The sequence below is a fragment of the Sphingobium yanoikuyae genome, assembly GCF_013001025.1.
Lineage (GTDB): Bacteria > Pseudomonadota > Alphaproteobacteria > Sphingomonadales > Sphingomonadaceae > Sphingobium > Sphingobium yanoikuyae_A.
The window spans coordinates 238,383-262,487 of record NZ_CP053022.1 but is presented as its reverse complement, the minus strand read 5'-3'; the positions used below and the strand labels follow the sequence as shown (position 1 = coordinate 262,487).

Sequence of the window (24,105 nt, the reverse complement as noted above, 5' to 3'; positions counted from 1 at the left end):
GGCCAGGGCTGCTGCGGTTGAATCTCTGCGTGTCACCTGATGGCGCGGACATAGTGCCTGCCGGGATGCATCGACGTTGTTCATCAGCTTTTGGCGGAATTTTCGTGAGCCCAGGCGAAGGGTCGCGCTTGATTGCTATCGCGAAAGGAGATGAAACTCTTCCAACAGCTGGGCGATCTCTGTGCCTTCAAGCTTCGTCATCAACAGCTTGCGCAGGAAGGACGGGCCGGGAATGTCGATCCCTTTGCCATCCCTGAGCGGCCCGATTGCGGCCAGAAGCGTGCGGATATCATAGGTTGAGTTGAACACTTCGGGCACGCCGCGTTCGACCTTCATCAGCGTGTAGACGGCCTCCATCGGCGTGCGCACCGAATATTCCGTCGTGAAGATACAATCACGCTGCTTCGACTCGGCAAACTGGCCGACAAAGGCGAAGTTGACCGCGCCCTCGGGCACCACGTCCGGCCGGTCGCCGGCCTGGCGCGGCATGAAGAAGGCGGTGATGTAGGGCATCATCATCGGCACGGTCTTCGCCCCCGTCGCGGCGAGGCCGGGGATGTCCTCGACCGGCACGCCGAGATGATAAAGCCATTCCTGCGTGATCTCCTCGCCCGTACAGTCCTGCATCGGCTTCTTCACATAGTCGCCGGGTCGGTCGACGAACAAGGCATAGAACCAGGCGACGATCTGGTCCTTCGGCTGTTTCCTGAAGTGGGGTTGCCGGCTCACCGTCCAGCTCAGCAGCCAGCTCGAGTCCTTGACCGTGATGATGCCGCCGGTCACCACCGTGCCGCTGAACGGATCGCGCTTGGCAATCTTGCGAATGTACGCCGGAACGCGCGCGTCGAGCGTGGTGATGGTCGCCGACGCCCATTTGGTTTCCGGGATATGGGATCCAAACACGTCGGGACGACCAAAGGCCGGGTCCTTGGCCGCGATCCGGCGCCACAGGTCCCAGGCCGGCGCCGGCCCCTCATTCAGCCTGGCCGGTGTATGATGATCGCCATTGTCGGAATTTTCGGTCAGCGATCCGATAGTGATGAAGACGAGATCATCGGCGCCGAGATCGACGCCGCCTTCGACGCCGTTTTCGATCCGGGCAATCCGGGTCGCCTGCTTGCGGCCGGGCTGGATGTCGAAATCGACGTCGGTGACCTCGACGCCGTAGCGAAATCTCACACCGCGATCCTGCAACCATTTGACCAACGGCAGGACCATCGATTCATATTGGTTGTAGCGGTTGAACTTGAGCGAGGAAAAATCCGCCAGACTGCCGATATGGTGGATGAAGCGATGCAGATAGAGCTTCATCTCGAGCGCGGAATGCCATTCCTCGAAGGCGAACATGGTGCGCCAGTAGAGCCAGAAGTTGCTCCTGAGGAAATCATCGCCGAAGACTTCGTTGATCCGCTTGTTCTCCATCTCCTCCCGCGTCGCGAGGAAGACGGAGATCAGATCTCTTCGCGCGCGATCGCCGAGTGTCAGCAAAGCCTTGTCGGGCACATCCTGGCCCTGGTTCTGCGTGACGCGCTGCAGCGAGAAATTCGGATCGTCCTTGTTGAGCCGGTAGAATTCGTCGAGCACACTCGCATCCTCGATCTCCAGCGACGGGATCGAGCGATAGAGATCCCAGAGGCATTCGAAATGCTCCTCCATCTCGCGCCCTCCGCGGATGACGAACCCCTTTTCGGGGACGTCGAGGCCGTCGAGCGCGCCGCCGGGAATATGCAACTCCTCAAGGATGGTAATATGCTCGCCGGCGACGCCGCCGTCGCGGATCAGGAACGCCGCGCCTGCCAGTCCCGCAAGACCCGAGCCGACGAACCAGGCCGTCTTCCTGTCGGCGCCCTCAGGTTTGCGGGGCCGCACGAAAGCTTCGTAATTCCCGCTACTATAGTGCATGACGAACTCCCTCTTCGATCCCGACGACAATGGCGGTTCTGCGGTTTCTTGCTGCACAGCAGAAATGCCTGCCCTGCATTCATTCTCGCCGATGTCGCCCGCCGCTCAGTTCGACGACTTCACTGGTGATCTGATCCTGACGCGTGAGGCGCTCCTCGAGGCGCAGGGCCTCGCCCTTGCGATCGATGTGGCTGCGGGCGGTCGCCATGGTGCGCAGCCGTGCCTCGTTCTCGGCGACGAACGTCTCGACCGCAGCCGCGCAGATCTGGGCGAAGACATATTCTACCGTCAGGTCGCCGATGAGGTCCGCCGCGTTGATATTGACGAGCGGCGGCAAATCCGCCGTGGACGCGGGGAAAGTGTCGAGGTCGAGCGGCAGGAGGCTCGCGCGCACGATCGAGACGCCCTTGCCGCTGCTCCAGACCGGATAAGCCATGGTGATGGGCACCGCGCCGGTCTCGTCCAGATAGTCGTACAGCGCGTCGATGATGCTTGTCGCGAGTGCGGGCAGCGCATCGGCCTTGCTCGGCATGCTCGCGCTCCATGCGATGCGCAGACCGCGCTCGGCCGCAAGCGTGGCCGTGCGCGCGCCAATCAGAAGGATATGCCTGTCCTGCATGTCGGCCGCGGCGCCGTCGAGCAGCTGCTCCGGAAAGGCCCCGGCAAAGCCTTGCTCCGCACCGAACAGGATAAGGCCGCCTCTCGCACCACCGACCGCCCGCGCCGGAAAACGCGCCAGTGGCTCGTCAAGGCGGCGCGCCTGGCCAATGGCGGTGCGGGCGGTCTCCGCATAGCGTCGCACCGCAGGCAGCAGCGCGCGCGCCTGATGCGCCCGCTGCGCGGCGATGCCCTGCATGGCGTTGACCACCGCACCGAGCTGGCGGACGGTCTCGATCCGCTGGCCGATCTCGGCGAGGCGATCGCTCATGATGCAGAACCGGCCGGCTGGCTTTCGATCAGCGCTTTCACCGTCGTTATCAGAGCGGACCGCTGCGCGGTGTCGATCTGTCCAGTCCGCTCGATCTGCGCGCATAGATCGGGGACGTGATCGTCGATCCAGGCGGGCAGCCGCGCGCGGAGCGACGGTATCTCCGAGACCGCAATGCCATCGAGCAACCCTTCGCCGAGCGCCACGGCCAGCGCCACCTGGTCGACGACCCGTAGGGGACTCGACAGCGGTTGCACGAGCAAGGCGCGCAAGCGCTTGCCCCGTTCGATCTGGGCGCGGACACGCGGCTCGGGCTGCTCGCCGAAGCGGGTGAACATCTCGAGCTCGAGGAACTGCGCATAGTCGAGGCGCATGGTCCCGCTCGCGTCGCGCAGGACGCGAAGCTGCGTCTTGCCGCCGACCCGGCTCACGCTCGTGCCCACATCGATGGCGGGCTTGTGCCCCTGCGCGAACAGCTTCGCGTCGAGAATGATCTGACCGTCGGTGATCGAGATCAGATTGGTCGGGATATAGGCGCTGACGTTGCCGGCATCGGTCTCCGCGATCGGCAGAGCCGTGAGCGAACCGCCCCCCTTCTCCGTCGAGAGACGCGCCGCACGTTCGAGCAGGCGGGAATGGAGGAAAAAGACGTCGCCGGGATAGGCCTCGCGCCCGGGCGGCTGTCCGGTCAGCAGGGCGATCTCGCGATGGGTCGCGGCATGCTTGGTGAGATCGTCGAGCACCACCACCGCATGGCCGCCACCATCGCGAAAATACTCGGCCATCGTGAAGCCCGCAAACGGCGCGATCCATTGCAGCCCCGGCGCCGCGGCGGGGCTCGCCACGACGAAGATGGTGCGGTCCGGCGCGCCATGCCGCCGCACCTGATCGACCACGCGCGCGACCGCCGAGCTTTTCTGGCCGATCGCGACATAGACGCAGATCATGTCGCTGGTGCGCTGGTTGATGATCGTGTCGACCGCGAGCGCCGTCTTGCCTGTGGCGCGGTCACCGAGAATGAGTTCGCGCTGCCCCCGGCCGATGGCGAACATCGCATCGATTGCGAGCGTGCCGGTCTGCACCGGCTGGACGACGAGGTCGCGTTCGATGATCGCCGGCGCCGGCCGTTCGACAGGATCGAAGCGCCTGGCCCGGATCGGCGCGCCCCCATCGAGCGGACGGCCGAGCGGATCGACGACTCGGCCAAGCAATGCCTCGCCAACCGGCACGCGCACCACCTCGCCCGAGCCGGTTACGGTGTCTCCTGCCTCCACCTGTGCGGCATCGTCGAGCAGCACGCAGCCAATCCGGTCCCGGTCGAGCGTGTGGACGAATCCGATCTGGCCCCGGGCGAGATAGAGCAATTCGTCGAGGCGCGAGTCCGGAAGGCCCGAGACCATGGCAACGCCGTCGCCGATCGATTCCACCCGGCCAATTGCATCGACACGCGGCCCGAGATTGGCGCGCGCGATGCAGCTCTGGGCCTGCGTCAGCCAGTCTTCAGGCGATCCGGGCATGATTGTCCTCATTGAGGCTCTCCACCATGGCGTCGAGATCGGCGCGCCAGCTGTTGCGCACGACGGCGTGGGGCGTGCGAAGCTCCGCGCCGGCGATGAGATCTGGATCGACCGCGAAGATCGGGGTCGCGGTATCCGGCAGGATTTCGCCAAGCGCGCGCGCTACCTGCGTCTGCAGATCGGCCGTCAGCGGCGCGGGCGTCGCGACGGTGACGGGCCCGGCGGCCGCCAGGCTGCGGCGATCCGCCTCGGAAAGGTCCCCGAGCCGCGCCTTGAGCGCGTCGACCATGGCCTGCACCGTCTGCTCGGGCGGGAGACGAGCGAGCAACGTGCCTGCCATCGAGGCGGCGAGGCTCGCTGCCTTTTCCCGCCACTGCGCCGCCACCCGCCCGCGTTCGGCATCGATCGCCGCATGGCCTTGCTCGACGACGGCGTCCGCCTCGAGCCTGGCCTGCGCGAGGAGGCGCTGGCGCTCCGCTTCGGCCTCGGTCCGGATCTCGGCGCGGCGAGCCGCCGCATCCGCGACGAAGCCGTCATTCTGCGTCTTGAGCGCCTGCGCTTCGGCCTGTGCCCGGTCCTTTGCCTCCCGCGCTTCGTCGAGCAGCGCCTGGGCCGATGCCTGGCGGGCAGCGATGGCATCCATCACCGGACGGAACAGGAAGCGTCCGAGCAGCCACACGAGGATGAGGACATTGACCGCCTGCAGCGCGAGCGTCCACCAGTCGATCCGCATGTCAGGCGAACGGGTTGGCGAAGAGCAGCAGCAGCGCGATCACGAGGCAGTAGATCGCCATCGTCTCGATCATCGCGAGGCCCACGAACAGCGTGCGCGAGACGGTGTTGGCGGCTTCGGGCTGGCGCGCGATCGCGTCCATCGCGGCGGCGACGGCCCTGCCCTGCCCGAGCGCCGGGGCGATTGCGCCGATCGAGATCGCGAAAGCGGCGCCGAGGATGCTGGCGAGATGGATCCAGTTCATGCGGGGGACTCCTGTTTGGATGGCGGGCGGGCGCCGTTCTCGCTGATAGCGCTCCCGATAAAGACCATGGCGAGCGCGCCGAAAATGTAGGCCTGGACCGCGCCGGTCAGCATTTCGAGCGCCATGAGCGGGATCGGGACGAGCAGCCCGGCGAGGCTCAGCACGACGCCGATCATGAAGACGCCGCTCATGACGTTGCCGAACAGGCGCACCATCAGCGAGAAGCTGCGGGTGAAGAGCTCGACGATATTGAGCGGGGCGAGCAGGATCGAGGGGCGTGCGAAGGTCGCGAGATAGGCCCTGGGCCCGAGCGCGCGGACGCCGAACCAGAGCGTTGCGCCGAAGACGATCAGCGCAAGCGCCGCGTCGGTTTCGAGGGTCGCGGTCGGCGGCTCGACGCCGGGGATCAGCGACGACCAGTTGGCGACCAGCAGGAACAGGAACAGCGTGCCGATCAGCGGCAGATAACGCCGCGGCTCCGCCTCCATCGTCTCGCGGATCTGGCCGGCGATGGTCTCGACGACCAGCTCGAGCGCCGCTTGGGCTCGGGTTGGGCGGAACGCAAGGCGGCGGGTCAGCAACCAGCTTCCGATTGTAAGGACGGCCATGATGCCCCAGGTCGTGGCGACCGGCTGGCTGATCGGCACCGGACCGATCGCGAACAGCACATGGCTTTCAAGTGGTGACGCGAATTTCATCGGGCGCCTCCGAGCCGGTGGAGCATGATCTGGCGCCCGCCCATGAAGCCGGTTGTAGCGGCAAGAAGCGCCGGCCACCCTTGCCGGCTGGCGATGACGAGAACCAGAATAGTGACGGCGAGACGCCCGAGCCTGAGCAGGATCGCGCGCGATGCCGGGCCGCCATGGGTGACGAGGTCGGCTTCTCTGGCGATGGCCGCGAAATGGGCGAGGCCGACCGCAAATCCGAGGGCCAGGAACAGGATGGGGGAGAGCTGGCTCATTGCCGGTGCATCCAGCGCCAGCCCGACCAGCAGCCGAGGGCGAGCCCGACGAGCAGGAGCGGCGCGGTCCAGAAGATGCCGCTATCCAGCCGGTGGTCGAGCCAGCGGCCGATCGCGAGACCGACCAGCGCGGGCAGGACGATCTGCCAGCCGAGCACGCCGATCTGGCCGAGATTGTGGGCGACGGAAGGAAGCCGCTGCGCAAGCCGCCGCCGTTCCGCGCGGGTCCGGATGGCTTCGACGATCGGCTGCTCGGGCTTGTCCGCGGTCACAGACCAAGCTCCCGGCCACCACCCTGCAGGGCCTCGACCATATGGCGGATCGCCTGCATCCTGAGCTTCGCCGACGCGGTCCGTTCGGATCGTTCGCCCTCGTCGCGCTCGCGGTAGCGCGCGAGCACGTCATGCTCGAGCGTTCCGAGGTCATCGCCGACATGGCCTTCGCGCGTCGCGACCGCGACCTCCGTGCCGTGGCTCACGGTCAGAATGCCGTTGCGCACCGCGCAATAGCCGGGAGCGCCATCGAGGCCCCGCCAGGAGACGATCGAGACGCCAAGCGCGGTCAGGAAATCGGCGTGGCCCGACAGGATGCCGAAACTGCCGCTGGCATCCTCGGCGCGAACCGACCTGACGTCCGTGTCGACGAGGATCGCGGTCGGATCGGTGATCCGCAGCTTCATGCGCCCTCCCCCACGCGAGAGCGTGCCTCTTCAATATCGCCCACCATGTAGAAGGCGCTCTCGGGCCAGTCGTCGGTCTCGCCGGCCAGGATGGCCGCGACGCCCTGCAGCGTATCGGTCAGCGCCACAGAACGGCCGGCTTGCCCGGTGAAGGCCTGGGTCACCATGAAGGGCTGGGTCAGGAAGCGCTGCAGCCGCCGCGCCCTGCCGACGATCAGCCGATCCTCGCGGCCCAGTTCCTCGATACCGAGCAGCGAGATGATGTCCTGAAGCTCGCGATAATGCGCGATCGTCTCCCGGACCTGCTGGGCGAGCGCGTAATGATGATCGCCCACGACCTGCGGATCGAGCAGGATCGACGACGATCCCAGCGGATCGACCGCGGGATAGATGCCTTCGGCCGCCATGGCGCGCGAGAGCAGAATGGAACTGTCGAGATGGGCGGAGATGGCGGTGACCGCAGGGTCGGTGAAATCGTCGGCGGGCACATAGACCGCCTCGATCGCGGTCACCGCCGCCCCATGCACCGAGGCGATGCGCTCCTGCAGCGCGGCCACTTCGCTGGCCAGCGTCGGCTGGTAGCCGACGCGCGAAGGCATGCGTCCGAGCAGGCCGGAGACTTCGCTGCCGGCCTGGACGAAGCGGAACACATTATCCATGAGCAGCAGGACATTGCGCTTCTGCTCGTCGCGGAAATGTTCGGCGATGGTGAGCGCGGTCAGCCCTACCCGCCAGCGCGCGCCCGGCGGCTCGTTCATCTGCCCGAAAACGAGCACGGTCTTGTCGATCACGCCCGAGCCGCGCATGTCCGTGAGCAGCTCATGGCCCTCGCGCGATCGCTCGCCGATGCCGGCAAAGACGGAAACACCTTCATAGCGCGCGACCATCGCGTTGATGAGTTCCATCACCAGCACGGTCTTCCCCACCCCCGCGCCCCCGAACATTGCCGCCTTGCCACCCTGGGCGAGCGGCGCGAGCAGATCGATGACCTTGATGCCAGTCTCGAACATCGCCGTCGCCGCGCTCTGCTCGTCGAGCGGCGGGGGGGCGCGGTGAATGGGCCTCAATGGGACATCCGGCCCAAGCGGCGCGCCGCCGTCACCCACCTGCCCGGTCGGCGTAAGGAGCCGCCCCAGAACCTTGTCTCCGACCGGGACCGCGATGGGGGCGCCCAAGGCCATCACGCCGACATTCCGAGCGAGACCGGAGGTCGGCTGAAGCGCGACGGCGCGGACGGTGCGGTCATCGATATGGCTCTGCACTTCCGCGACCAGCGGGCCTGACGACGCATCGACGCGCAGCGCTTCATTGACCGCGGGCAGCGGCCCTTCGTCGAACTCGACGTCGAGGACGGGACCGCGCAGCGCCGCAATCCGGCCGAGCCTGGCTATGGACGGTATCACGCCCATGCCGGTTGCCGGGTCAGACCATAATCATGCCCGACCGTGCCGCGATCATGACGGGACGGGTAGAAGTCGCTGCCCGCGGGCACGACATGGACGACAAGCCAAAAGTGCATTGGCTGAGCGTCGCAGGCAAGCCGCAGATTCGGCATACGTAGAGTTACCGATTCTCTCTGATTCAGCCTCGCCGAATAACGGCGGCGCGACGCGATGGGCCTCAGGCCAGGGCGCTATGCCCGATATGCCAGAGCTCAAACGCGAAGAGAAAGGTTCACCGTTTCATGCCCTATCCCGTTGATCAATTCGCCGCGCTCGCCAAAGCGAATGTCGGCCTGATGCTGAAGCTCGCCGAAGTCGCCCGGAAAGGTGGCGAAGAGTCGCTCGAGGTCGGCAACCGCGCCGCCGGCCGCTTCGCCGAAGAGGCGCGTGCCTCGATTGCGGGCGCGACGGACAAGACGTCGGACGCCGGCGCGGTCAGCCCGGCCGGACCGCGGGCACTGTTCGAGGACATGGCCACGGTCCGCGAGCATATGATTGCCGGCACAAGATCGGCGTTCGAGGAATGGCAGCAGGCCTGGCAGGCCGTCGCGAGCGCTCCGACGGCTCCCGGGGCGCTGGATGCCTTTGCTGCCATTGTCGGACCATGGTTCGGGCAGAAAAGCCCGGGCGACGGCGAGAAGCAGGCCACCAGCGACAAATAGGATAGCCCCCGATCGCGGCGAGCCGCCCTAGCCGAGCAGGTGCTGACCGCCATCGACCGGAATGATCGTGCCGGTGATATGGCGGCCGGCATCGCTCACCAGAAAGGCGGCGAGCCCTCCGACATCCTCGATGGTCACGAGCTGGTGCTGCGGGACCGTCGCCGCGGCCCGTTCGAGCAGCTCGTCGAAGCGGTCGATGCCGCTGGCAGCGCGGGTCGCGATCGGGCCTGGCGAGATCGCATGGGCGCGAATGCCCTTGGGGCCAAGCTCAGCCGCGACATAGCGGGTCGCGCTTTCGAGGGCCGCTTTGACCGGCCCCATCAGGTTGTAGTGCTCGACCACCCGCTCCGACCCGTAGAAGGTGACGCACAGCAGGCAGCCGCCATCCGACATCAGCGGCTCGGCGAGACGCGCCATGCGCAGGAAGCTGTGGCACGAGACGTCCATCGCCAGCGCGAGGCCTTCGGCCGAGCTGTCGACGACGCGGCCGTGCAAATCCTCCTTCGGCGCGAAAGCGATCGAGTGAAGCAGGAAATCGAGGCCGCCCCATTCGGACTTCACCCGCTCGAACAGGGCCTCCAGTTCGCCCGGCACCCGGACATCGCACGCGGCGAGCCATTCGACTCCCAGGGTCTCCGCGACGGGCGCCACGAACGGCTCGGCCTTTCCGTTGAGATAGGTCGCCGCCAGTCTCGCGCCACAGTCGTGAAAGGCCTGGGCGCAACCCGCCGCGATGCTATGCGCGTTGGCGATACCGATCACCAGGCCGCGCTTGCCAGTAAGATCGACGAGAGGTTTCATGGTTTCGGCTCCTCACGCAGAAGATCGGCGGTGTGGATGGCGATCATCCTCTCCTCATCGGTCGGGATGACGCGGACGGCGACACGGCTGGACGGCGCGCTGATGACTGCATCTCCTCGGAGGTTCGCGTCCGCGTCGAGGTCCACGCCGAGCCAGCCGAGCCGACCGGCGACGCGGGCGCGGATTTCAGGCGCATTCTCGCCGATCCCGGCAGTGAACACGAATGTGTCGAGACCCCCGAGCGAGGACGCGAGAGCGCCGGCCTGGCGCGCGATCTGCCAGACGAAGAGCTCGATCGCTTCCCCAGCGGCGGGCGTTTCGCTGCCGAGAAGCGCGCGCATGTCGCTGGAGATGCCGGACACGCCCAAAAGGCCGGACTCGCTGTAGAGGAGATGCTCGACTTCGCGCGCCGTCATGCCCTTCTGCTGAAAAAGATAGAGCACCGCGCCCGGGTCGAGCGCGCCGCAGCGCGTGCCCATCACCAGCCCGTCGAGCGCGGTGAACCCCATCGTCGTGTCGATGCTGCGCCCCCCGGCCATCGCGCAAAGGCTGGCCCCGTTGCCGAGATGCGCGGCGATCGTGCGGCCACCGCCTGTATCGGGATCGATCAAACGCAGCTGCCGCGCGATATATTCGTAGGAGATGCCGTGAAAACCGTAGCGCCGCATGCCCTCTTCGCCAAGCGCGCGCGGCAGCGCGAGGCGCGTCGCGATCGGGGGCTGGCCATGATGGAAGCCGGTGTCGAAGCAGGCGACTTGCAGCACAGCGGGGCGCAGCCTGGAGACGGCGCGGACCGCGGCGAGATTATGGGGCTGATGCAATGGCGCCAGTGGGCAAAGCGCCTCGAGCGCGGCGAGGAGTGGCGCGTCGACCCGCGCCGGCGCTGAATAGTCGGTGCCGCCATGAACGATCCGATGTCCTACCGCGATCAGATCGTCGCCGACCGAGGCTTCGATCTCCCGCAGCAAATCCTCGAGCAGCGTCTCGTGCGTGATCGTGCCGTCTTTCGTCCAGCGCCGCTCGGCAAGGACATCCCCCTTCGCATCGCGCGCGATCAGGTGCGGCTCAAGGCCGATATTCTCGATCTTGCCGCTCGCCAGCAAAGAGGGCTCATCAGTGCCCGGCTCGGCGTAGAGCGCGAACTTAAGGCTCGACGAACCGGCGTTGAGGCATAGGATTTCAGCCATCGCGGCGCTGTCCCGCAACGCCGGGAGCCGCCTTGGTCGCAGCCCGCGCCAGCAGCACCGCGAGCGCGCAGGAGGCGAGGCGCGTGCGCACGCTGTCTGCCCGGCTGGTGAGGATGATCGGAACGCGCGCGCCGAGCACCACGCCTGCGGCATCGGCGCCGCCCAGGAAGGTCAGCTGCTTTGCGAGCATGTTGCCGGCCTCCAGATCGGGCACCAGCAGGATGTCCGCCTGGCCGGCGACCGGCGAGACGATACTTTTCTCGCGCACGGCCGCCTCGCTGATCGCATTATCGAGGGCGAGCGGGCCATCGAGCAGCGCGCCTTCGATCTGGCCCCGGTCCGCCATCTTGCAGAGCGCCGCGGCATCCAATGTGGTGCGCATTTTCGGATTGACCGTTTCGACGGCGGCGAGGATCGCGACCCTGGGCTGTTCGATCCTGATCACATGGGCAAGGTCGATCGCGTTGCGCGCGATGTCGGCCTTGTCCTCAAGCGTCGGCTCGATGTTGATCGCGGCGTCGGTGATGATGAGCGGGCGCGGATAGCCGGGCACGTCCATCACATAGGCGTGGCTGATCCTGCGTTCGGTCCGAAGGCCCGTGTCGGACGATACGACCGCGCCCATGAGCTCGTCAGTATGAAGCGAGCCCTTCATCAGCAGCGCGGCTTCGCCGGCCCGCACGCGCGCGACGGCTTCGGCGGCGGCGGCGTGGCTGTGCGGGACGTCGATCACCCGGAAGGCCGCAATATCGACACCGGCGTCCTTCGCCGCATTCGTCATACGCGCCGCAGGGCCGATGAGAATCGGAACGACGATGCCGGCGTCGGCGGCCTCAGCCACTGCGCGCATGGCGTCGGCGCTGCACGGATGGACCACGGCCGTGACGCACGCAGATCCGTCCTTGGCGCGCGCCATCAACTGGCGGAAGCGGTCGTGGCTGGCGATCCGCACGTCGGGAAGCGGCATGCGGGGCCGGCTGACTTTCTCGGTGGGCGCCTTGACCTCGGCCTGGCCGCTGATGACGGTCTCGCCCTTCTGGTTCACGCAGGTGCAGTCGAGAACGATGACATGATGCTCGGCGCGCTTCTGCGCGACGGTGACGCAGGCCGTGATGGTGTCGCCGACGCCCACCGGGCGGGTGAAGCGAAGCGATTGGCCGAGATAGATCGCACCGGGCCCTGGCAGCTCGGTTCCCAGGATCGCCGAGATGAGCCCCGCGCCCCACATGCCATGAGCGATGACCCTGTGGAACATGTCCGTTTCGGCATAGACAGGGTCGAGATGCGCCGGATTCACGTCGCCTGACACCGCCGCGAAGAGCTGGATGTCGTCGGCGGTCAGCGTGCGGGTGAGGCTGGCCGTGTCGCCGACGGCGATCTCGTCGAACGTGCGGTTCTCGATGAGGTTGGCGGTGGCCATGGCTCAGCGCTCCAGCACGTAGCGCCCGGGGGCATCACCGAGCGGCGGATAGTTCCGTTCGGGCGCGCCCATCGACGGTGGGGCGGCCGCCTTGCCCGAGTGCGATCCAAGCCATGAACTCCATTCCGGCCACCACGACCCTTCGCGCAGCTCGGCCCGCTCCAGCCAGGTATCGGGACCTGGCGCCGGGCCATCCTGCATCCGTGTCGCGACGCGAAAGTGGCGATGAGGATGCCCGGGCTCGGAGACGATCCCGGCATTGTGGCCACCGCTCGTCAGCACGAAGCGGATCTCCGCGCCCGTCAGCATGTGGAGCTTGTGGGTCGAGCGCCACGGCGCGACGTGGTCGGTTTCCGTGCCCACCATGAAGATCGGCATGCGCAGCCCCGAGAGCGAGACCGGGTGGCCGCCGGCCTCGTAGCGCCCTTCGGCCAAGTCATTGTCGAGGAACAAGCGCCGCAGATATTGCGCGTGCATGGCATAGGGCATGCGGGTGCCGTCGGCATTCCATGCAATGAGGTCGGTCATCGGCTCGCGCTCGCCCATGAGATAAGTCGAGAGGATGCGCGACCAGACCAGATCGTTGGATCGCAGCATCTGGAAGGCGCCGCCCATCTGACTGCTGTCGAGAAAGCCGCGCGCCTACATCATCGCATCGATCAGGTTGATTTCCGCCTCGTCGATGAACAGGCCAAGTTCGCCCGGCTCGCTAAACTCGGTCTGGGCGGCGAACAGCGTGACGCTCGCCAGACGCTTATCTTCATCGCGCGCCATCGCGGCCGCGGTGATGGCGAGCAGCATGCCGCCGATACAATAGCCGGCCGCGTGGATCTTCTCGGTGCCGGTAATCGCCTGGATGACATCCACGGCGGCCATCGGCCCAAGCAGGCGATAATCCTCCATGTCGAGATCGCGGTCGGCGCTGTCGGGATTGTGCCAGGAGATGCAGAACACGGTGTAGCCCTGCCCTACCAGCCAGCGGATGAGCGAATTTTCCGGGGAGAGGTCGAGGATGTAATATTTCATGATCCATGCCGGCACGATCAGTATCGGCTCCGGACGCACCGTCTCGGTTGCGGGCGCATATTGGATCAGTTCCATGACCCTGTTGCGAAACACGACCTTGCCAGCCGTGGCTGCGACCTTCTCGCCGACCCGATAGGCCTCCGTGCCCGCTGCGGGCTCCCCGCGTACCAGGCGTTCCAGGTCGTCGCAAAAAAATCGCGCACCCTCGACAAGGCATTGTCCTCCGGTTTCGAGGATGCGCTGCTGGAGCACGGGGTTGGTCGGGATGAAATTGGTCGGGGACACCATGTCGAGCATCTGGCGGGTCGCGAACTCGACGATCGCTTCGTGGTGCCCGGTGACGCCGCTCACGCCGGTCGTCGCGGCATGCCACCATTGCTGCTGGAGCAGGAAGGCCTGCTCGATCAGGTCGAACGGATGGCGCTTCCAGGCTGCGTCGGCGAAGCGCCGATCCTGGGGCAGCGGATCGATCGCCGGCTCGGGATCGCTGCCGGATGCGCTGCGCATGGCATAGTCGGCGAGCCGCATCAGCTTGCGCCCGCCCTTGGCGGCGAGCTGCAGCTGCCTGCCTGGCGAGCAGAGAATGTGCGTCCACCAGTCGGAAAAAGACTGCGCCAAAGTGGCGGGCGACTGGCCTGAAGTCAGCTGCGCGATGGCGGCGAAGCTCGACCGATCCAGCGTCGTGGCCAGACCGTCCAACGGGTCAGGGATATTGCTTCGACTCTGCACATTTTCGCTCCTGCTGCGGTGCAACAAGCCCTGAAGCGCAGGAAGCCTCTGCGCACTCCGTAGTCCTACGGAGGGATTGCCTCGCATATGCCAGCCCCAGAAGTCAGAGCTCAGCACGACATTGCTGTATGAAAAGCGGCCAAATACGATCAGGAGGCTCAGTGCGGTCGCACGGGCGAGCCAGCTATCCCGCCGAACCAGTCCCGCAATACCGGCGAAAGGGTCTGCGGGTTGCCGCCGATATGGCGAAGATCCTCCGCCAGCAGTGGCGGGCGGACTGCGAGGAAATATATCGCGAGGCCCGTCGTGAGAATGCCAAGTGCGATCAGCACCCCGGCCGCCAGAGCGGGTCTGGTCCGAGAGGCGGCCGGCGCTAACATTTTCTGTCGAGACTCAGTTCGGCGATGATGGGACAATCTGGCCGCTCGTCGCCATGACAGCGCTCGGCGAGATCGACGAGGGTCTCGCGCAGGGTCGTCAGCGCTTCGGCCTTGCGCTGCAATTCCTCCGCCCGCGCCAACGCGACCCGCTTTACATCGGCGCTGCTGCGGCCCGTGTCGGCCCACAGGCCGAGCAGGGTCCGGATCTCCTCGATCGGAAAACCGAGATCGCGGGCATTGGCGATGAACCGCAGGCGATGGAGGTCACTCTCGCCATAGTCGCGATAACCCGCTCCCCGGCGCGGCGGCGCCGGGATGAGGCCGATCTTCTCATAATGGCGGATCATCCGCTCCGAGACCCCGCTTTGCTTCGACGCCTCCCCGATGTTCACAGCGCTTTCCGGTTGAGGCGCAGCGCGTTGGTGACCACGCTGACCGAGGAGAGCGCCATGGCGGCGGCCGCGATGATCGGCGAGAGCAGGATGCCGAACAGCGGATAGAGCGCGCCCGCCGCCACCGGCACCCCGGCGACATTGTAGATGAAGGCGAAGACCAGGTTCTGCCGGATGTTGGACATGGTCGCCTGGCTCAGCCGCCGTGCCCGCACGATGCCCATGAGATCGCCCTTGAGCAGCGTCACGCCCGCGCTCTCGATCGCGACGTCGGTGCCCGAGCCCATGGCAATACCGACATCGGCGGCAGCCAGTGCGGGGGCGTCGTTGACCCCGTCGCCGGCCATCGCCACCACGCGCCCCTCGCTCTTCAACCGCGCGACGACGGCACTCTTCTGGTCGGGCAGTACCTCGGCTTCGACATCGTCAATGCCGAGCCGCCTTGCCACCGCCTCTGCTGTGGTGCGGTTGTCGCCGGTCAACATCACCACGCGAATGCCTTCGGCCTTGAGTGCGGCCAGGGCCTCCGGCGTCGTCTGCTTCACGGGATCGGCGATTGCAAAGGCGCCGCCGACGGTGCCGTCGACGCCGATGAAGATCGCGGTGGCGCCATCCCGGCGCAGGGCGTCGGCCTGCTCCGCCAGCGCGTCGGTTGCTATGCCCTCTTCCGAGAGGAACCGCGCATTACCGAGCACGATCCGGCGGCCGTCGACGGTGCCGAGCGCGCCGCGTCCGGTGGGGGAATCGAAGTCGGTGACGTCGCTCGTGGGGATGCCGCGATCCTTGGCGGCCTCGACGATCGCCAGCGCGAGCGGATGCTCGGAGGCCCGCTCGACCGAGGCGGCAAGCCGCAGCAGTTCGGCTTCGTCGAAGCCGGGCGCCGGCACGATCTGGGTGACGGCAGGCCGGCCTTCGGTCAGCGTGCCGGTCTTGTCGACGACGAGCGTGTCGACTTTTTCCATATGCTCGAGCGCTTCGGCATTCTTGATGAGGACGCCGAGCCCGGCGCCGCGGCCAACCCCGACCATGATCGACATCGGCGTGGCGAGACCCAGTGCGCAGGGACAGGCGATGATCAGCACGGCGACCGCCGCAACCAGCCCGTAGGCGAAGCGCGGCTCGGGGCCCCAGATGCCCCAGGCGATGAACGCGACCACCGCGACCGCGATGACCACGGGCACGAACCAGCCCGACACCTGATCGGCCATGCGCTGGATCGGCGCGCGCGAGCGCTGCGCCTCGGCGACCATCTGGACGATGCGCGCCAGCATGGTGTCCCGGCCAACCTTGTCGGCGACGATAACGAGCGCGCCGGTCTGGTTGAGCGTGCCGCCGATCACCGTGTCGGCCTTGGCCTTGGTGACGGGCATGGACTCACCGGTGACCATCGACTCGTCGAGCGAGGAACGGCCGTCCTCGACCACGCCATCGACCGGCACCTTCTCGCCGGGACGCACACGCAGGCGGTCGCCGACCGCAACGAGATCGAGGCTGATTTCCTCTTCACTGCCATCGGAACCGATCCGGCGCGCGGTCTTTGGCGCAAGGTTAAGCAGCGCCTTGATCGCGCCCGAGGTCCGCTCGCGCGCGCGCAGTTCGAGCATCTGGCCGAGCAGCACGAGGACAGTGATCACCGCGGCCGCCTCGAAATAGACGGCAACCATGCCGTCCTCTCCGCGGAAGGCGGGCGGGAACAGCTGGGGCGCGAGCGTCGCGACGACGCTGTAGATCCAGGCGACCCCGGTCCCCATCGCGATCAGGGTGAACATGTTGAGGTTGCGGGTCTTGAGCGAGGCCCAGCCACGCTCGAAGAAGGGCCAGCCCGCCCAGAGCACGACGGGTGTCGCCAGCACGAACTGGATCCATACCGAGATCGACATCGGCACGAGGCGATGGATCGCGGGAAAGAGATGCGCGCCCATCTCGAGGATCAGCACCGGGAGGGCCAGCATCAGGCCGACCCGGAAGCGCCGTGTGAAATCGACCAGCTCATGGCTGGGGCCGCTGTCGGCAGTCACGGTCGCGGGCTCGAGCGCCATGCCGCAGATCGGACAGGATCCGGGATGGTCCTGCCGGATCTCTGGATGCATCGGGCAGGTCCAGATCGTGCCTTCGGGCGCCGCGACCGGCGGCGCTGGCGGGCCGAGATAGCGCTCGGGATCGGCGATGAATTTGGTCCGGCAGCCCGCGCTACAGAAATGATAGCGTTCACCGCCATGCTCGGCTTGATGCGCCGTGGTCGCCGGGTCGACGGTCATGCCGCAGACCGGGTCCTTGACGCCGGTCGCCGCTTTCGCGGCGCTGTGGCCGCCGCAGCAACCGCCGCCATGCGCCGCTCCATGTGTCTCGTTCATCGCCTTGCTCCTTTCGACGCCTGACGATCTAGGGTCTGACACCGTGTCAGGGTCAATACGTAATCACCTAAGCGGACAAATCGGCGGGCCCGTTCGCCTGGCCGCCATCAGCCAAGGTCATTGGCAACCGTAAGGCCGTGGTCCTGCGCCGGTCGATGCGCCGTAAACAAGTCGATCGCGCCGGTGATGGTCAAAAGCCGAAACGTCTCGGCCACATGTCTGAAGCCGGCCGCCGCGATCAGGCCGGGGAGCACGCCGTCGGCATTGGGCCGGGTATCATCGATGCCATCGAGCCGCTGCACGGTCAGGCGGAAGGCAAGCCGCATGAAACCCTGCTGGCGGCCATAATCGGCGATCACCAGGCGCCCACCCGGGCGCAGCATGGCGAACATGGCGCGCAGGGTTGCCGCCTTCTCCCTGACCGGCATCTGATGCAGCACGAGACTCGACACGACAGCGTCGGCGGTACCCGGGGCCACGTCCCTGGCAAATCCCTGACGCCAGTCGATATCGGCCCGCCGCACAGCGGCCTTGTGCCGCGCGATGTCGAGCGCCTCGGCATCGGGATCGAGACCGATCACCTGCGTCCTGGGCTCGGCTTGCTTAAGCATCAGCGCGAAGCTGCCGGTGCCACAGCCGACGTCGACGACCGTCTCACCGGCTTTGGGCGCCAGGGCGGCGAGCATGGCGGCACGCCACCGCTTCTCCCGCGTCCACAGGCGGATCGCGCGATCATAGTCTTTCGTCGATCCGGTCCCGAGCGGCGGGGTGTAGGATTGCATAGGCTTCTCCCAACGCGAGGCGTCCGAAACGATAAGCTACATCGACATGGGCGGCGATAGTGTCCCCAGCCAGGCGACGAGCCCGAGAATGACGATCGCAAGACCGCCTTCGACGACGAGGCTCGCGCGCAGCAGCGCCTGCGCCCGTGGCGCGTCCTCTTCCTCGATCGCCTGCGCAAGTGCCGGGGTCAGGCGATAACGGTTGAGCGCGGCCAGGCCCAGCATGCCGGCGAACAGCAGCAGCTTGGCGATGAGCAGCAGGCCGTAGGTCGACTGCCCGAGCGAGGCGATGTTGCCCGGACCGACGAGGAACCAGCCGTTCACCGTCCCGGTCAGGATCAGCAGGGCGACGATGATCGTGCCGACGAGGGAGAAGCCCCGCAACGCTTCCTCGGCGAGCGTGACCCGGTCCATGTCTTGAGCGGCGAGATCGTCGGTTGCGAGCCTGGGAAGTACCAGCGCGAGGAATGCGGCAAGCGCGCCGACCCAGGCGCCGGCGGCGAGCAGATGGATGAGATCGGCCCCCAGTTGCAGCCAGCCCGCCTCGCCTTCGCCAGCCGCGCCATGCCCGCTCCAGGCGAGGGTCGCGAGTGCGACCGCGCCTGCCAGAGTGGAGGCGATGAAGGCAGGACGGGATTGCCGGCGATAGAAGGGGATGGAGAGCAGAAGAACGAGGAGCGCGACGAGGCGCGCCTTCAGCGCCGTTCCCATGGACGTGCCGTTGAACAGCTCTGCGACCATGGAAAGATCAGGCTGGGTGAGCGGCAGCCCGGTCATGGCCGCTGCCTGCAACGCGAACCCCAGCGCCGACAGCAGGAGGGCGAGACAGGCGAGACCGGCCACCATTGCTACCATCGGCAGATGCCGCTGTACCATCCGGCCGCCGCCGGGCGCATAGAGCGCGAACAGCGGCAGGCCGAACAACAGGCCGAGATCGACGTAGAGCGCCCAGCGGACGGCGACGAGTGCCACGTCGTTCATGGCGTCACTTGACGGTAAAGGCGAGATTGCCCTGGATGCGGTGCGTGTCGGTCGAGACGACGTGCCAGGCGACCTGATAGCTGCCCGCCATGAGCGGCTTGGCGAGCGTCAGCACGAGCGTCTTGTCGCCTTCGACGGACGTCTTGAAGCCGGTTACCGCCATGCGGTGGTTGGGCATGCCGGGCATGCCGGTCATCACGATCTCGGCGCCCGACAGCTTCGGCATCAGACCTTCACTGAAGGTGAGCGTGATACGCGACGGCGCCGGGACGCGGGCGTTGGCGGCGGGCGTCGAGGACACGAGCTTGGGATGGGCGTAGGCCGGAGCAGAAACACTCAGGCCGACGGCGGCGATGGCTGCGAGCGGCGAAAAGAAGCGCATTTGGACATTCTCCTGTCAGTGACATGAGAGAATACGCAGCCGCGACCTGCACCCCTCGCAATTTTCTTTTTGTTCCCGGACAAGGGTGAGAAGACCACCCTGCGTATTGAGAAGAGAAGACGGAGAAACATCATGGACCACCTCGACGACATGCTCAGCCGGTTGCGGGAAGCCCCCCTCGATCCCCGGCTTGCCGGGCTGGACAGCCGCGTCATGGCCGAGATCGCCCGGCTCCAGGCCATGCCGCGCCTGAGCGCCACGACCTTCGGTGTCGCAGCCGCGGTCGCGCTCTTCATCGGCATCGCCGGTTCCGCGGTGCCAGTGCGTTCGGCAGATGCTGCGGCATCGCCCTTCGACGCGCGGCTCGCGCTCGCTCCTTCGACGCTGCTGCGCGCGCAATGATGCGCGATCGCCGCGGCCTTCTCCTTCTCGTGCTGCTGACGTTTGTTGCGGCAGTAGCGGGGGTCGTGATCGGCCGGCTCTATGTCGTGCCGGCGCCCCCTGTCGAGAATGAGCTGCACGACTTGCTCCATCGCGATCTCAAGCTGGATAGCGCGCAACATGCACGGCTCGAGGCTATCGAAGCCCGCTACGCCATCCGCCGACAGGCCCTGGAAGCGGAACTGCGCGCCGACAATGCATGGCTCGCGCAGGCCATCAGGTCGGAACATGGCTATGGGCCTCAGGTCTCCGCCGCCGTCGACCGGTCACACCAGGCGATGGGCGCGCTGCAGAAGGAAACGCTCGAGCATATCTTCGCGATGCGTGCGGTGCTCCGCCCCGACCAGACGGTGAAGTTCGACGACGCCGTCGTGAAAGCGCTGACGGCCGAGAAAAAATGACGCTCCACCTCCCCGACTGCTCGGACGGGGAGCTTGCGGCTCTGGCGCTGGGGGGCCGGCAAGCGGCCTATGGCGAGCTGGTCCGCCGGCATCAGGGCTGGGTACACCGTCTCGTGCGCAGCCATGTCGGTAGCCCCGACGAGGCGCTCGACGTCACTCAGGCGAGCTTCGTGGCCGCCTTTTCCGCGCTCAGCCGCTATGATGGGACGCGGCCCTTCCCGGTCTGGATGTCGCGGATCGTCATCAACAAATGCCACGACTGGCGCCGTCGCCGTGCGGTCCGCAATTTCTTTTCCTTCGCCCTTCCTCTGGGCGAAGCCGAACATATCGTCGACGACGCCCCCTCGGCCGACCGCGCCCTGGATGCCGAACAGCAACTCGCCGAGGCGATGACGGCGATCGCCGCCCTGCCCGCCTCGCTCAAGGACACGCTCATCCTGCGGACGATCGACGAGAAATCGGAAGCCGAAACCGCCGAGATCCTCGGCATCTCCCAGAAGGCCGTCGAGACCCGCCTCTACCGCGCCCGGGCGCGCCTCGCGGAAAGTTTGAAGAAAGTTTGAGGGGCAGGCGGGTGGGTTGCGTATTTCCAATAGGTCCGCCCTCTTTCCGCAAGCTGAGACAAACCGAATGATTTCTGCCCTCGACCGCCGCCAGTTCCTTCGCGGCGCGGCCCTCGCCGGTGGTGGCGCCGCATTATCAGCCTGGCTGCCTGCCTGGGCGCAGACCATCTCGCCGGGGATGCGACCGACGCTACCGACCGTGTCGGGCGAAGACATCACGCTGACCATCGCCCGGCAGTCGATGAGCATCGACGGGCGCCAGTTCCGCGCAATCGGTCTCAACGGCACGGTCCCCGCCCCGCTGATCCGGCTGCGCGAAGGCCAGCGCGTGCGGCTCAACGTCGTCAATCAACTCGAGGAGGACAGCTCGATCCACTGGCACGGGCTGATCCTGCCGGCCAATATGGACGGCGTGCCGGGCGTGTCTTTTCCGGGCATCAAGCCGGGATCGAACTACCTCTACCAGTTCCCCGTCGTGCAAAGCGGCACCTACTGGTATCACAGCCATTCAGGCCTGCAGGAACAGGAAGGCCATTACGGCCCGATCATCATCGATCCCGCCGGTGCCGATCCGGTCGCCTATGACCGCGAGCATGTCATCGTGCTCGCCGATCACAGCGCGCTCTCGCCGCAGGCGATCTTCCGGCGCCTCAAGGTCAACCCCGGCCATTTCAATTTCCAGCGCCAGACCCTGGCCGGGCTCCTGTCGGGCAAGGATCAGCCGCTCAAGGACCGGCTCGACTGGGGCCAGATGCGGATGGACCCGGCCGACATCTCCGATGTGACCGGATCCACCTACACCTATCTCGTCAACGGCCATGGTCCGATGGACAACTGGACCGCGCTCTTCACCCCGGGCGAACGGGTGCGGCTGCGGGTCATCAATGCGTCGGCGATGACCACCTTCAACGTCCGCATCCCCGGCCTGCCGCTGACCATCGTCCAGGCCGACGGGCAGAATGTGGTGCCGGTCACCGTCGACGAGTTCCAGATTGGTGTTGCCGAGACCTACGACGTCGTTGTCAGCCCAGGCGATGACAAGGCCTACACCCTTGTCGGCGAGGCGATCGACCGCTCGGGCATGGCGCGTGCCACGCTCGCGCCGCGCGCCGGCATGGCCGGCGAGGTTCCCCCCTTACGCAAACGGCCGCTCGCCGACATGAAGGACATGGGCATGGACATGTCCTCGATGCCGGGCATGGAAGGCATGGACATGTCGGGCGGCGCTATGCGGGGCGTCGATCCGACGGCCGAGAAGAACGCGTCCGCGCGCCTCGCGACCGGCGCGGCGGCAGCGATGGCGACCATGGACAATAGCGCCATGGCAGGCATGGATCATTCGGGGATGGATCATTCCGCGATGAGCGGGATGGACCACGGCGCGATGGGCGCCGATGGCCAGATGGCGGGCATGGACCATGGCGGGCACGCGATGGGGTCGATGAAGATGCGCGACTTCTCGAACGCGCCGCAGGTGAAGCGCGACCCGAGCGTCCAGACCATCTCGCCGATGCCCGTCGACCGCACCGGCGAGCCCGGCCAGGGCCTCGCCGACGTCGGCCACAAGGTGCTTGTCTACAGGGACCTGATGGCGCTCGATCGCAATCCGGACGTGCGCGCGCCGAGCCGCAGCATCGACATTCACCTCACCGGCAACATGGAGCGGTTCATGTGGTCGTTCGACGGCGAAAAAATGTCGGACCATCACGAGCCGATCTCCTTCATCGAAGGCGAGCGGGTGCGCGTCAATCTCATCAACGACACGATGATGGGGCATCCGATCCATATTCACGGGCATTTTTTCGAGCTGGTGACGGGGCATGGCGATCATGCGCCACGCAAGCATACGGTAATCGTCCAGCCCGGCGGCAAGGTGACCTGGGACTTCACCGCCGACGCGGTCGGCGACTGGGCCTTCCACTGTCATCTCCTCTACCACATGCATGCCGGGATGATGCGGGTCGTGAGCGTCCGTCCGAAGGGAGACGCGTAATGACCCGCATCCTCACGCCGCTGGTGAGCGCGATCGCCCTTTTCGCTGCCGCGCCCGCCTTTGCCCAGGATCATTCAATGCACGGCATGCCCGGCATGGCGCCGCCGGGCGAGGTGCCGCCGGCGCAGGAGAAGAAGAAGGACAAGGCCGCCGCCAGGCCGCGCGCTCAGACACCAGCGCCAGACGCCACCTCGGCGATGGACCATTCGCAGCACCAGGCCAGTCCTGCGCCGCAGGGAGATGCGGCCGGTCAGCCGCAACCCGCGTCTCCCGCGATGCCGGACATGCCGGGCATGGACCACTCCCAGCATCAGGACGGCGCGATGCCGGACATGCCCGGGATGGACCATTCGCAGCATGGCCAGACCGCCATGCCCGGCATGCAAATGACCGGCACGGCGCTTCCGGCCGGCAATGCGCCCCCGCCGCCTCCCCCCAGCGACCACTTCGCCGATCGTGATTTTCCCGGCGCCGAGATGGCGCGCTCACGCGACATCATGATGAAGGACAGCGGCGGCAACAATTTCGGGCAGGTGCTGCTCAACCTGTTCGAGTATCAAGCGCATAGCGGTCGCGATGGCTATCGCTGGGATGGCGAAGGCTTTTACGGCGGCGATATCAACCGGCTCTGGCTCAAGAGCGAGGGCGAAGGCGAGTTCGGCCGCGGCATCGACAGCGCCGAGGTGCAGGTGCTCTACAGCCGGGCCATCGACCCCTATTTCAATCTTCAGGGCGGTATCCGCCAGGACTTCGGCCGCGGGCCCGACCGCACCTACGCGACGATCGGCGTCGAGGGCCTGGCTCCTGGCATGTTCGAGGTCGAAGGCGCGCTGTTCCTCTCGACCAAGGGCGACCTTCTGGGCCGGGTCGAGGGCTATTACGACCAGCGCATCACCCAGCGCCTGATCTTGCAGCCGCGCGCCGAGGTCAATTTCGCCGCGCAGGATATTCCGGAGAACGACATCGGTTCGGGGCTGGTCAACATAGAGCTCGGCGCGCGCCTGCGCTACGAATTCAGCCGCCAGTTCGCACCTTACATCGGCGTTTCCTATCTGCGCAAAGCCGGAGACACGGCGCGGCTGTCGAGGCTTGCGGGCGAGGACGTCCATGCCACCAGCTTCGTCGCCGGCATCCGCTTCTGGTTCTAGGATCGGGACAGCTGATGGCGGGGGCGAACAGGAGAGCGGGGCGTTACACTCATACCC

The 24,105-nt window shown here is 66.6% G+C and carries 24 protein-coding genes and 1 pseudogene; 6 read left to right on the top strand and 19 right to left on the bottom strand.

From position 1 onward, the window contains the following. Positions 1-135: 135 nt before the first annotated feature. The 10 genes from HH800_RS26500 to atpD form a co-directional block, all read right to left on the bottom strand. Positions 136-1,902, bottom strand: coding sequence for an oleate hydratase (locus HH800_RS26500; RefSeq protein WP_169863485.1), 1,767 nt, complete (start codon positions 1,900-1,902; stop codon positions 136-138). Between the two features lie 79 nt (positions 1,903-1,981). Continuing rightward, entirely contained in the window at positions 1,982-2,830 is an 849-nt protein-coding gene (locus HH800_RS26495; protein WP_017501324.1) for a F0F1 ATP synthase subunit gamma, read from the bottom strand. Next, on the bottom strand, positions 2,827-4,347 hold the full coding sequence (locus tag HH800_RS26490) for a F0F1 ATP synthase subunit alpha (RefSeq protein WP_017501323.1): 1,521 nt from the start codon (positions 4,345-4,347) through the stop codon (positions 2,827-2,829). The genes HH800_RS26495 and HH800_RS26490 overlap by 4 nt, the downstream gene beginning before the upstream one ends. After that, a complete protein-coding gene (locus HH800_RS26485) occupies positions 4,331-5,080 on the bottom strand; it encodes a hypothetical protein (RefSeq protein ID WP_017501322.1) in 750 nt (249 codons plus the stop codon). Before HH800_RS26485 ends, HH800_RS26490 begins: the two co-directional genes overlap by 17 nt. Position 5,081: 1 nt before the next feature. Continuing rightward, positions 5,082-5,324, bottom strand: coding sequence for a F0F1 ATP synthase subunit C (locus tag HH800_RS26480; RefSeq protein ID WP_017501321.1), 243 nt, complete (start codon positions 5,322-5,324; stop codon positions 5,082-5,084). Then, entirely contained in the window at positions 5,321-6,022 is a 702-nt protein-coding gene (locus HH800_RS26475) for a F0F1 ATP synthase subunit A (RefSeq protein ID WP_017501320.1), read from the bottom strand. The genes HH800_RS26480 and HH800_RS26475 overlap by 4 nt, the downstream gene beginning before the upstream one ends. Then, positions 6,019-6,285, bottom strand: a complete 267-nt coding sequence (locus HH800_RS26470) for an ATP synthase subunit I (protein WP_017501319.1) — start codon at positions 6,283-6,285, stop codon at positions 6,019-6,021. The genes HH800_RS26475 and HH800_RS26470 overlap by 4 nt, the downstream gene beginning before the upstream one ends. Then, complete coding sequence (locus tag HH800_RS26465; protein ID WP_017501318.1) at positions 6,282-6,557, bottom strand: AtpZ/AtpI family protein; 276 nt, start codon at positions 6,555-6,557, stop codon at positions 6,282-6,284. Before HH800_RS26465 ends, HH800_RS26470 begins: the two co-directional genes overlap by 4 nt. Further along, positions 6,554-6,964, bottom strand: coding sequence for a F0F1 ATP synthase subunit epsilon (locus HH800_RS26460; RefSeq protein ID WP_017501317.1), 411 nt, complete (start codon positions 6,962-6,964; stop codon positions 6,554-6,556). The genes HH800_RS26465 and HH800_RS26460 overlap by 4 nt, the downstream gene beginning before the upstream one ends. Next, complete coding sequence (atpD, locus tag HH800_RS26455) at positions 6,961-8,373, bottom strand: F0F1 ATP synthase subunit beta (protein ID WP_017501316.1); 1,413 nt, start codon at positions 8,371-8,373, stop codon at positions 6,961-6,963. The genes HH800_RS26460 and atpD overlap by 4 nt, the downstream gene beginning before the upstream one ends. A gap of 275 nt (positions 8,374-8,648) precedes the next feature. Here atpD and HH800_RS26450 point away from each other — a divergent pair, with 275 nt between their 5' ends. After that, positions 8,649-9,068 carry a hypothetical protein gene (locus HH800_RS26450; RefSeq protein ID WP_169863484.1) on the top strand — a complete coding sequence of 140 codons (420 nt, stop codon included), beginning with the start codon at positions 8,649-8,651 and terminating at the stop codon, positions 9,066-9,068. A 27-nt stretch (positions 9,069-9,095) separates the two neighbouring features. Here HH800_RS26450 and fabI read toward each other — a convergent pair whose 3' ends face one another. The 9 genes and pseudogenes from fabI to copC form a co-directional block, all read right to left on the bottom strand. After that, entirely contained in the window at positions 9,096-9,869 is a 774-nt protein-coding gene (gene fabI, locus HH800_RS26445; RefSeq protein ID WP_021245226.1) for an enoyl-ACP reductase FabI, read from the bottom strand. Further along, positions 9,866-11,056 (bottom strand): acetate/propionate family kinase, encoded by a 1,191-nt coding sequence (locus tag HH800_RS26440; RefSeq protein ID WP_026109209.1) that lies wholly within the window; start codon positions 11,054-11,056, stop codon positions 9,866-9,868. The genes fabI and HH800_RS26440 overlap by 4 nt, the downstream gene beginning before the upstream one ends. Then, positions 11,049-12,476, bottom strand: coding sequence for a bifunctional enoyl-CoA hydratase/phosphate acetyltransferase (locus tag HH800_RS26435; protein WP_017501312.1), 1,428 nt, complete (start codon positions 12,474-12,476; stop codon positions 11,049-11,051). The genes HH800_RS26440 and HH800_RS26435 overlap by 8 nt, the downstream gene beginning before the upstream one ends. A gap of 3 nt (positions 12,477-12,479) precedes the next feature. Continuing rightward, positions 12,480-14,201: pseudogene (locus HH800_RS26430) on the bottom strand (PHA/PHB synthase family protein). 403 nt (positions 14,202-14,604) lie between these two features. Continuing rightward, complete coding sequence (cueR, locus tag HH800_RS26425; protein WP_007406402.1) at positions 14,605-15,003, bottom strand: Cu(I)-responsive transcriptional regulator; 399 nt, start codon at positions 15,001-15,003, stop codon at positions 14,605-14,607. Continuing rightward, entirely contained in the window at positions 15,000-17,357 is a 2,358-nt protein-coding gene (locus tag HH800_RS26420) for a heavy metal translocating P-type ATPase (protein ID WP_004206948.1), read from the bottom strand. The genes cueR and HH800_RS26420 overlap by 4 nt, the downstream gene beginning before the upstream one ends. 107 nt (positions 17,358-17,464) lie before the next feature. Then, complete coding sequence (locus tag HH800_RS26415) at positions 17,465-18,139, bottom strand: class I SAM-dependent methyltransferase (RefSeq protein WP_017501308.1); 675 nt, start codon at positions 18,137-18,139, stop codon at positions 17,465-17,467. A gap of 36 nt (positions 18,140-18,175) precedes the next feature. Next, positions 18,176-19,120: a copper homeostasis membrane protein CopD gene (copD, locus tag HH800_RS26410; RefSeq protein ID WP_007406374.1), complete on the bottom strand. Its 945-nt coding sequence runs from the start codon at positions 19,118-19,120 to the stop codon at positions 18,176-18,178. A gap of 4 nt (positions 19,121-19,124) precedes the next feature. Further along, positions 19,125-19,502, bottom strand: coding sequence for a copper homeostasis periplasmic binding protein CopC (copC, locus tag HH800_RS26405; protein WP_169863483.1), 378 nt, complete (start codon positions 19,500-19,502; stop codon positions 19,125-19,127). A 132-nt stretch (positions 19,503-19,634) separates the two neighbouring features. Between copC and HH800_RS26400 the strand changes: the two genes are divergently transcribed. The 5 genes from HH800_RS26400 to HH800_RS26380 all read left to right on the top strand — a co-directional run bounded on the left by HH800_RS26400 (position 19,635) and on the right by HH800_RS26380 (position 24,048). Further along, on the top strand, positions 19,635-19,904 hold the full coding sequence (locus HH800_RS26400) for a hypothetical protein (protein ID WP_017501307.1): 270 nt from the start codon (positions 19,635-19,637) through the stop codon (positions 19,902-19,904). Then, a complete protein-coding gene (locus tag HH800_RS26395) occupies positions 19,904-20,344 on the top strand; it encodes a periplasmic heavy metal sensor (protein WP_026109207.1) in 441 nt (146 codons plus the stop codon). The genes HH800_RS26400 and HH800_RS26395 overlap by 1 nt, the downstream gene beginning before the upstream one ends. Continuing rightward, complete coding sequence (locus HH800_RS26390) at positions 20,341-20,907, top strand: RNA polymerase sigma factor (RefSeq protein ID WP_017501305.1); 567 nt, start codon at positions 20,341-20,343, stop codon at positions 20,905-20,907. The genes HH800_RS26395 and HH800_RS26390 overlap by 4 nt, the downstream gene beginning before the upstream one ends. Before the next feature lie 67 nt (positions 20,908-20,974). Beyond that, positions 20,975-22,900 (top strand): copper resistance system multicopper oxidase, encoded by a 1,926-nt coding sequence (locus tag HH800_RS26385; RefSeq protein ID WP_017501304.1) that lies wholly within the window; start codon positions 20,975-20,977, stop codon positions 22,898-22,900. Beyond that, complete coding sequence (locus HH800_RS26380) at positions 22,900-24,048, top strand: copper resistance protein B (RefSeq protein ID WP_017501303.1); 1,149 nt, start codon at positions 22,900-22,902, stop codon at positions 24,046-24,048. Before HH800_RS26385 ends, HH800_RS26380 begins: the two co-directional genes overlap by 1 nt. The last annotated feature ends 57 nt before the right edge of the window (positions 24,049-24,105 follow it).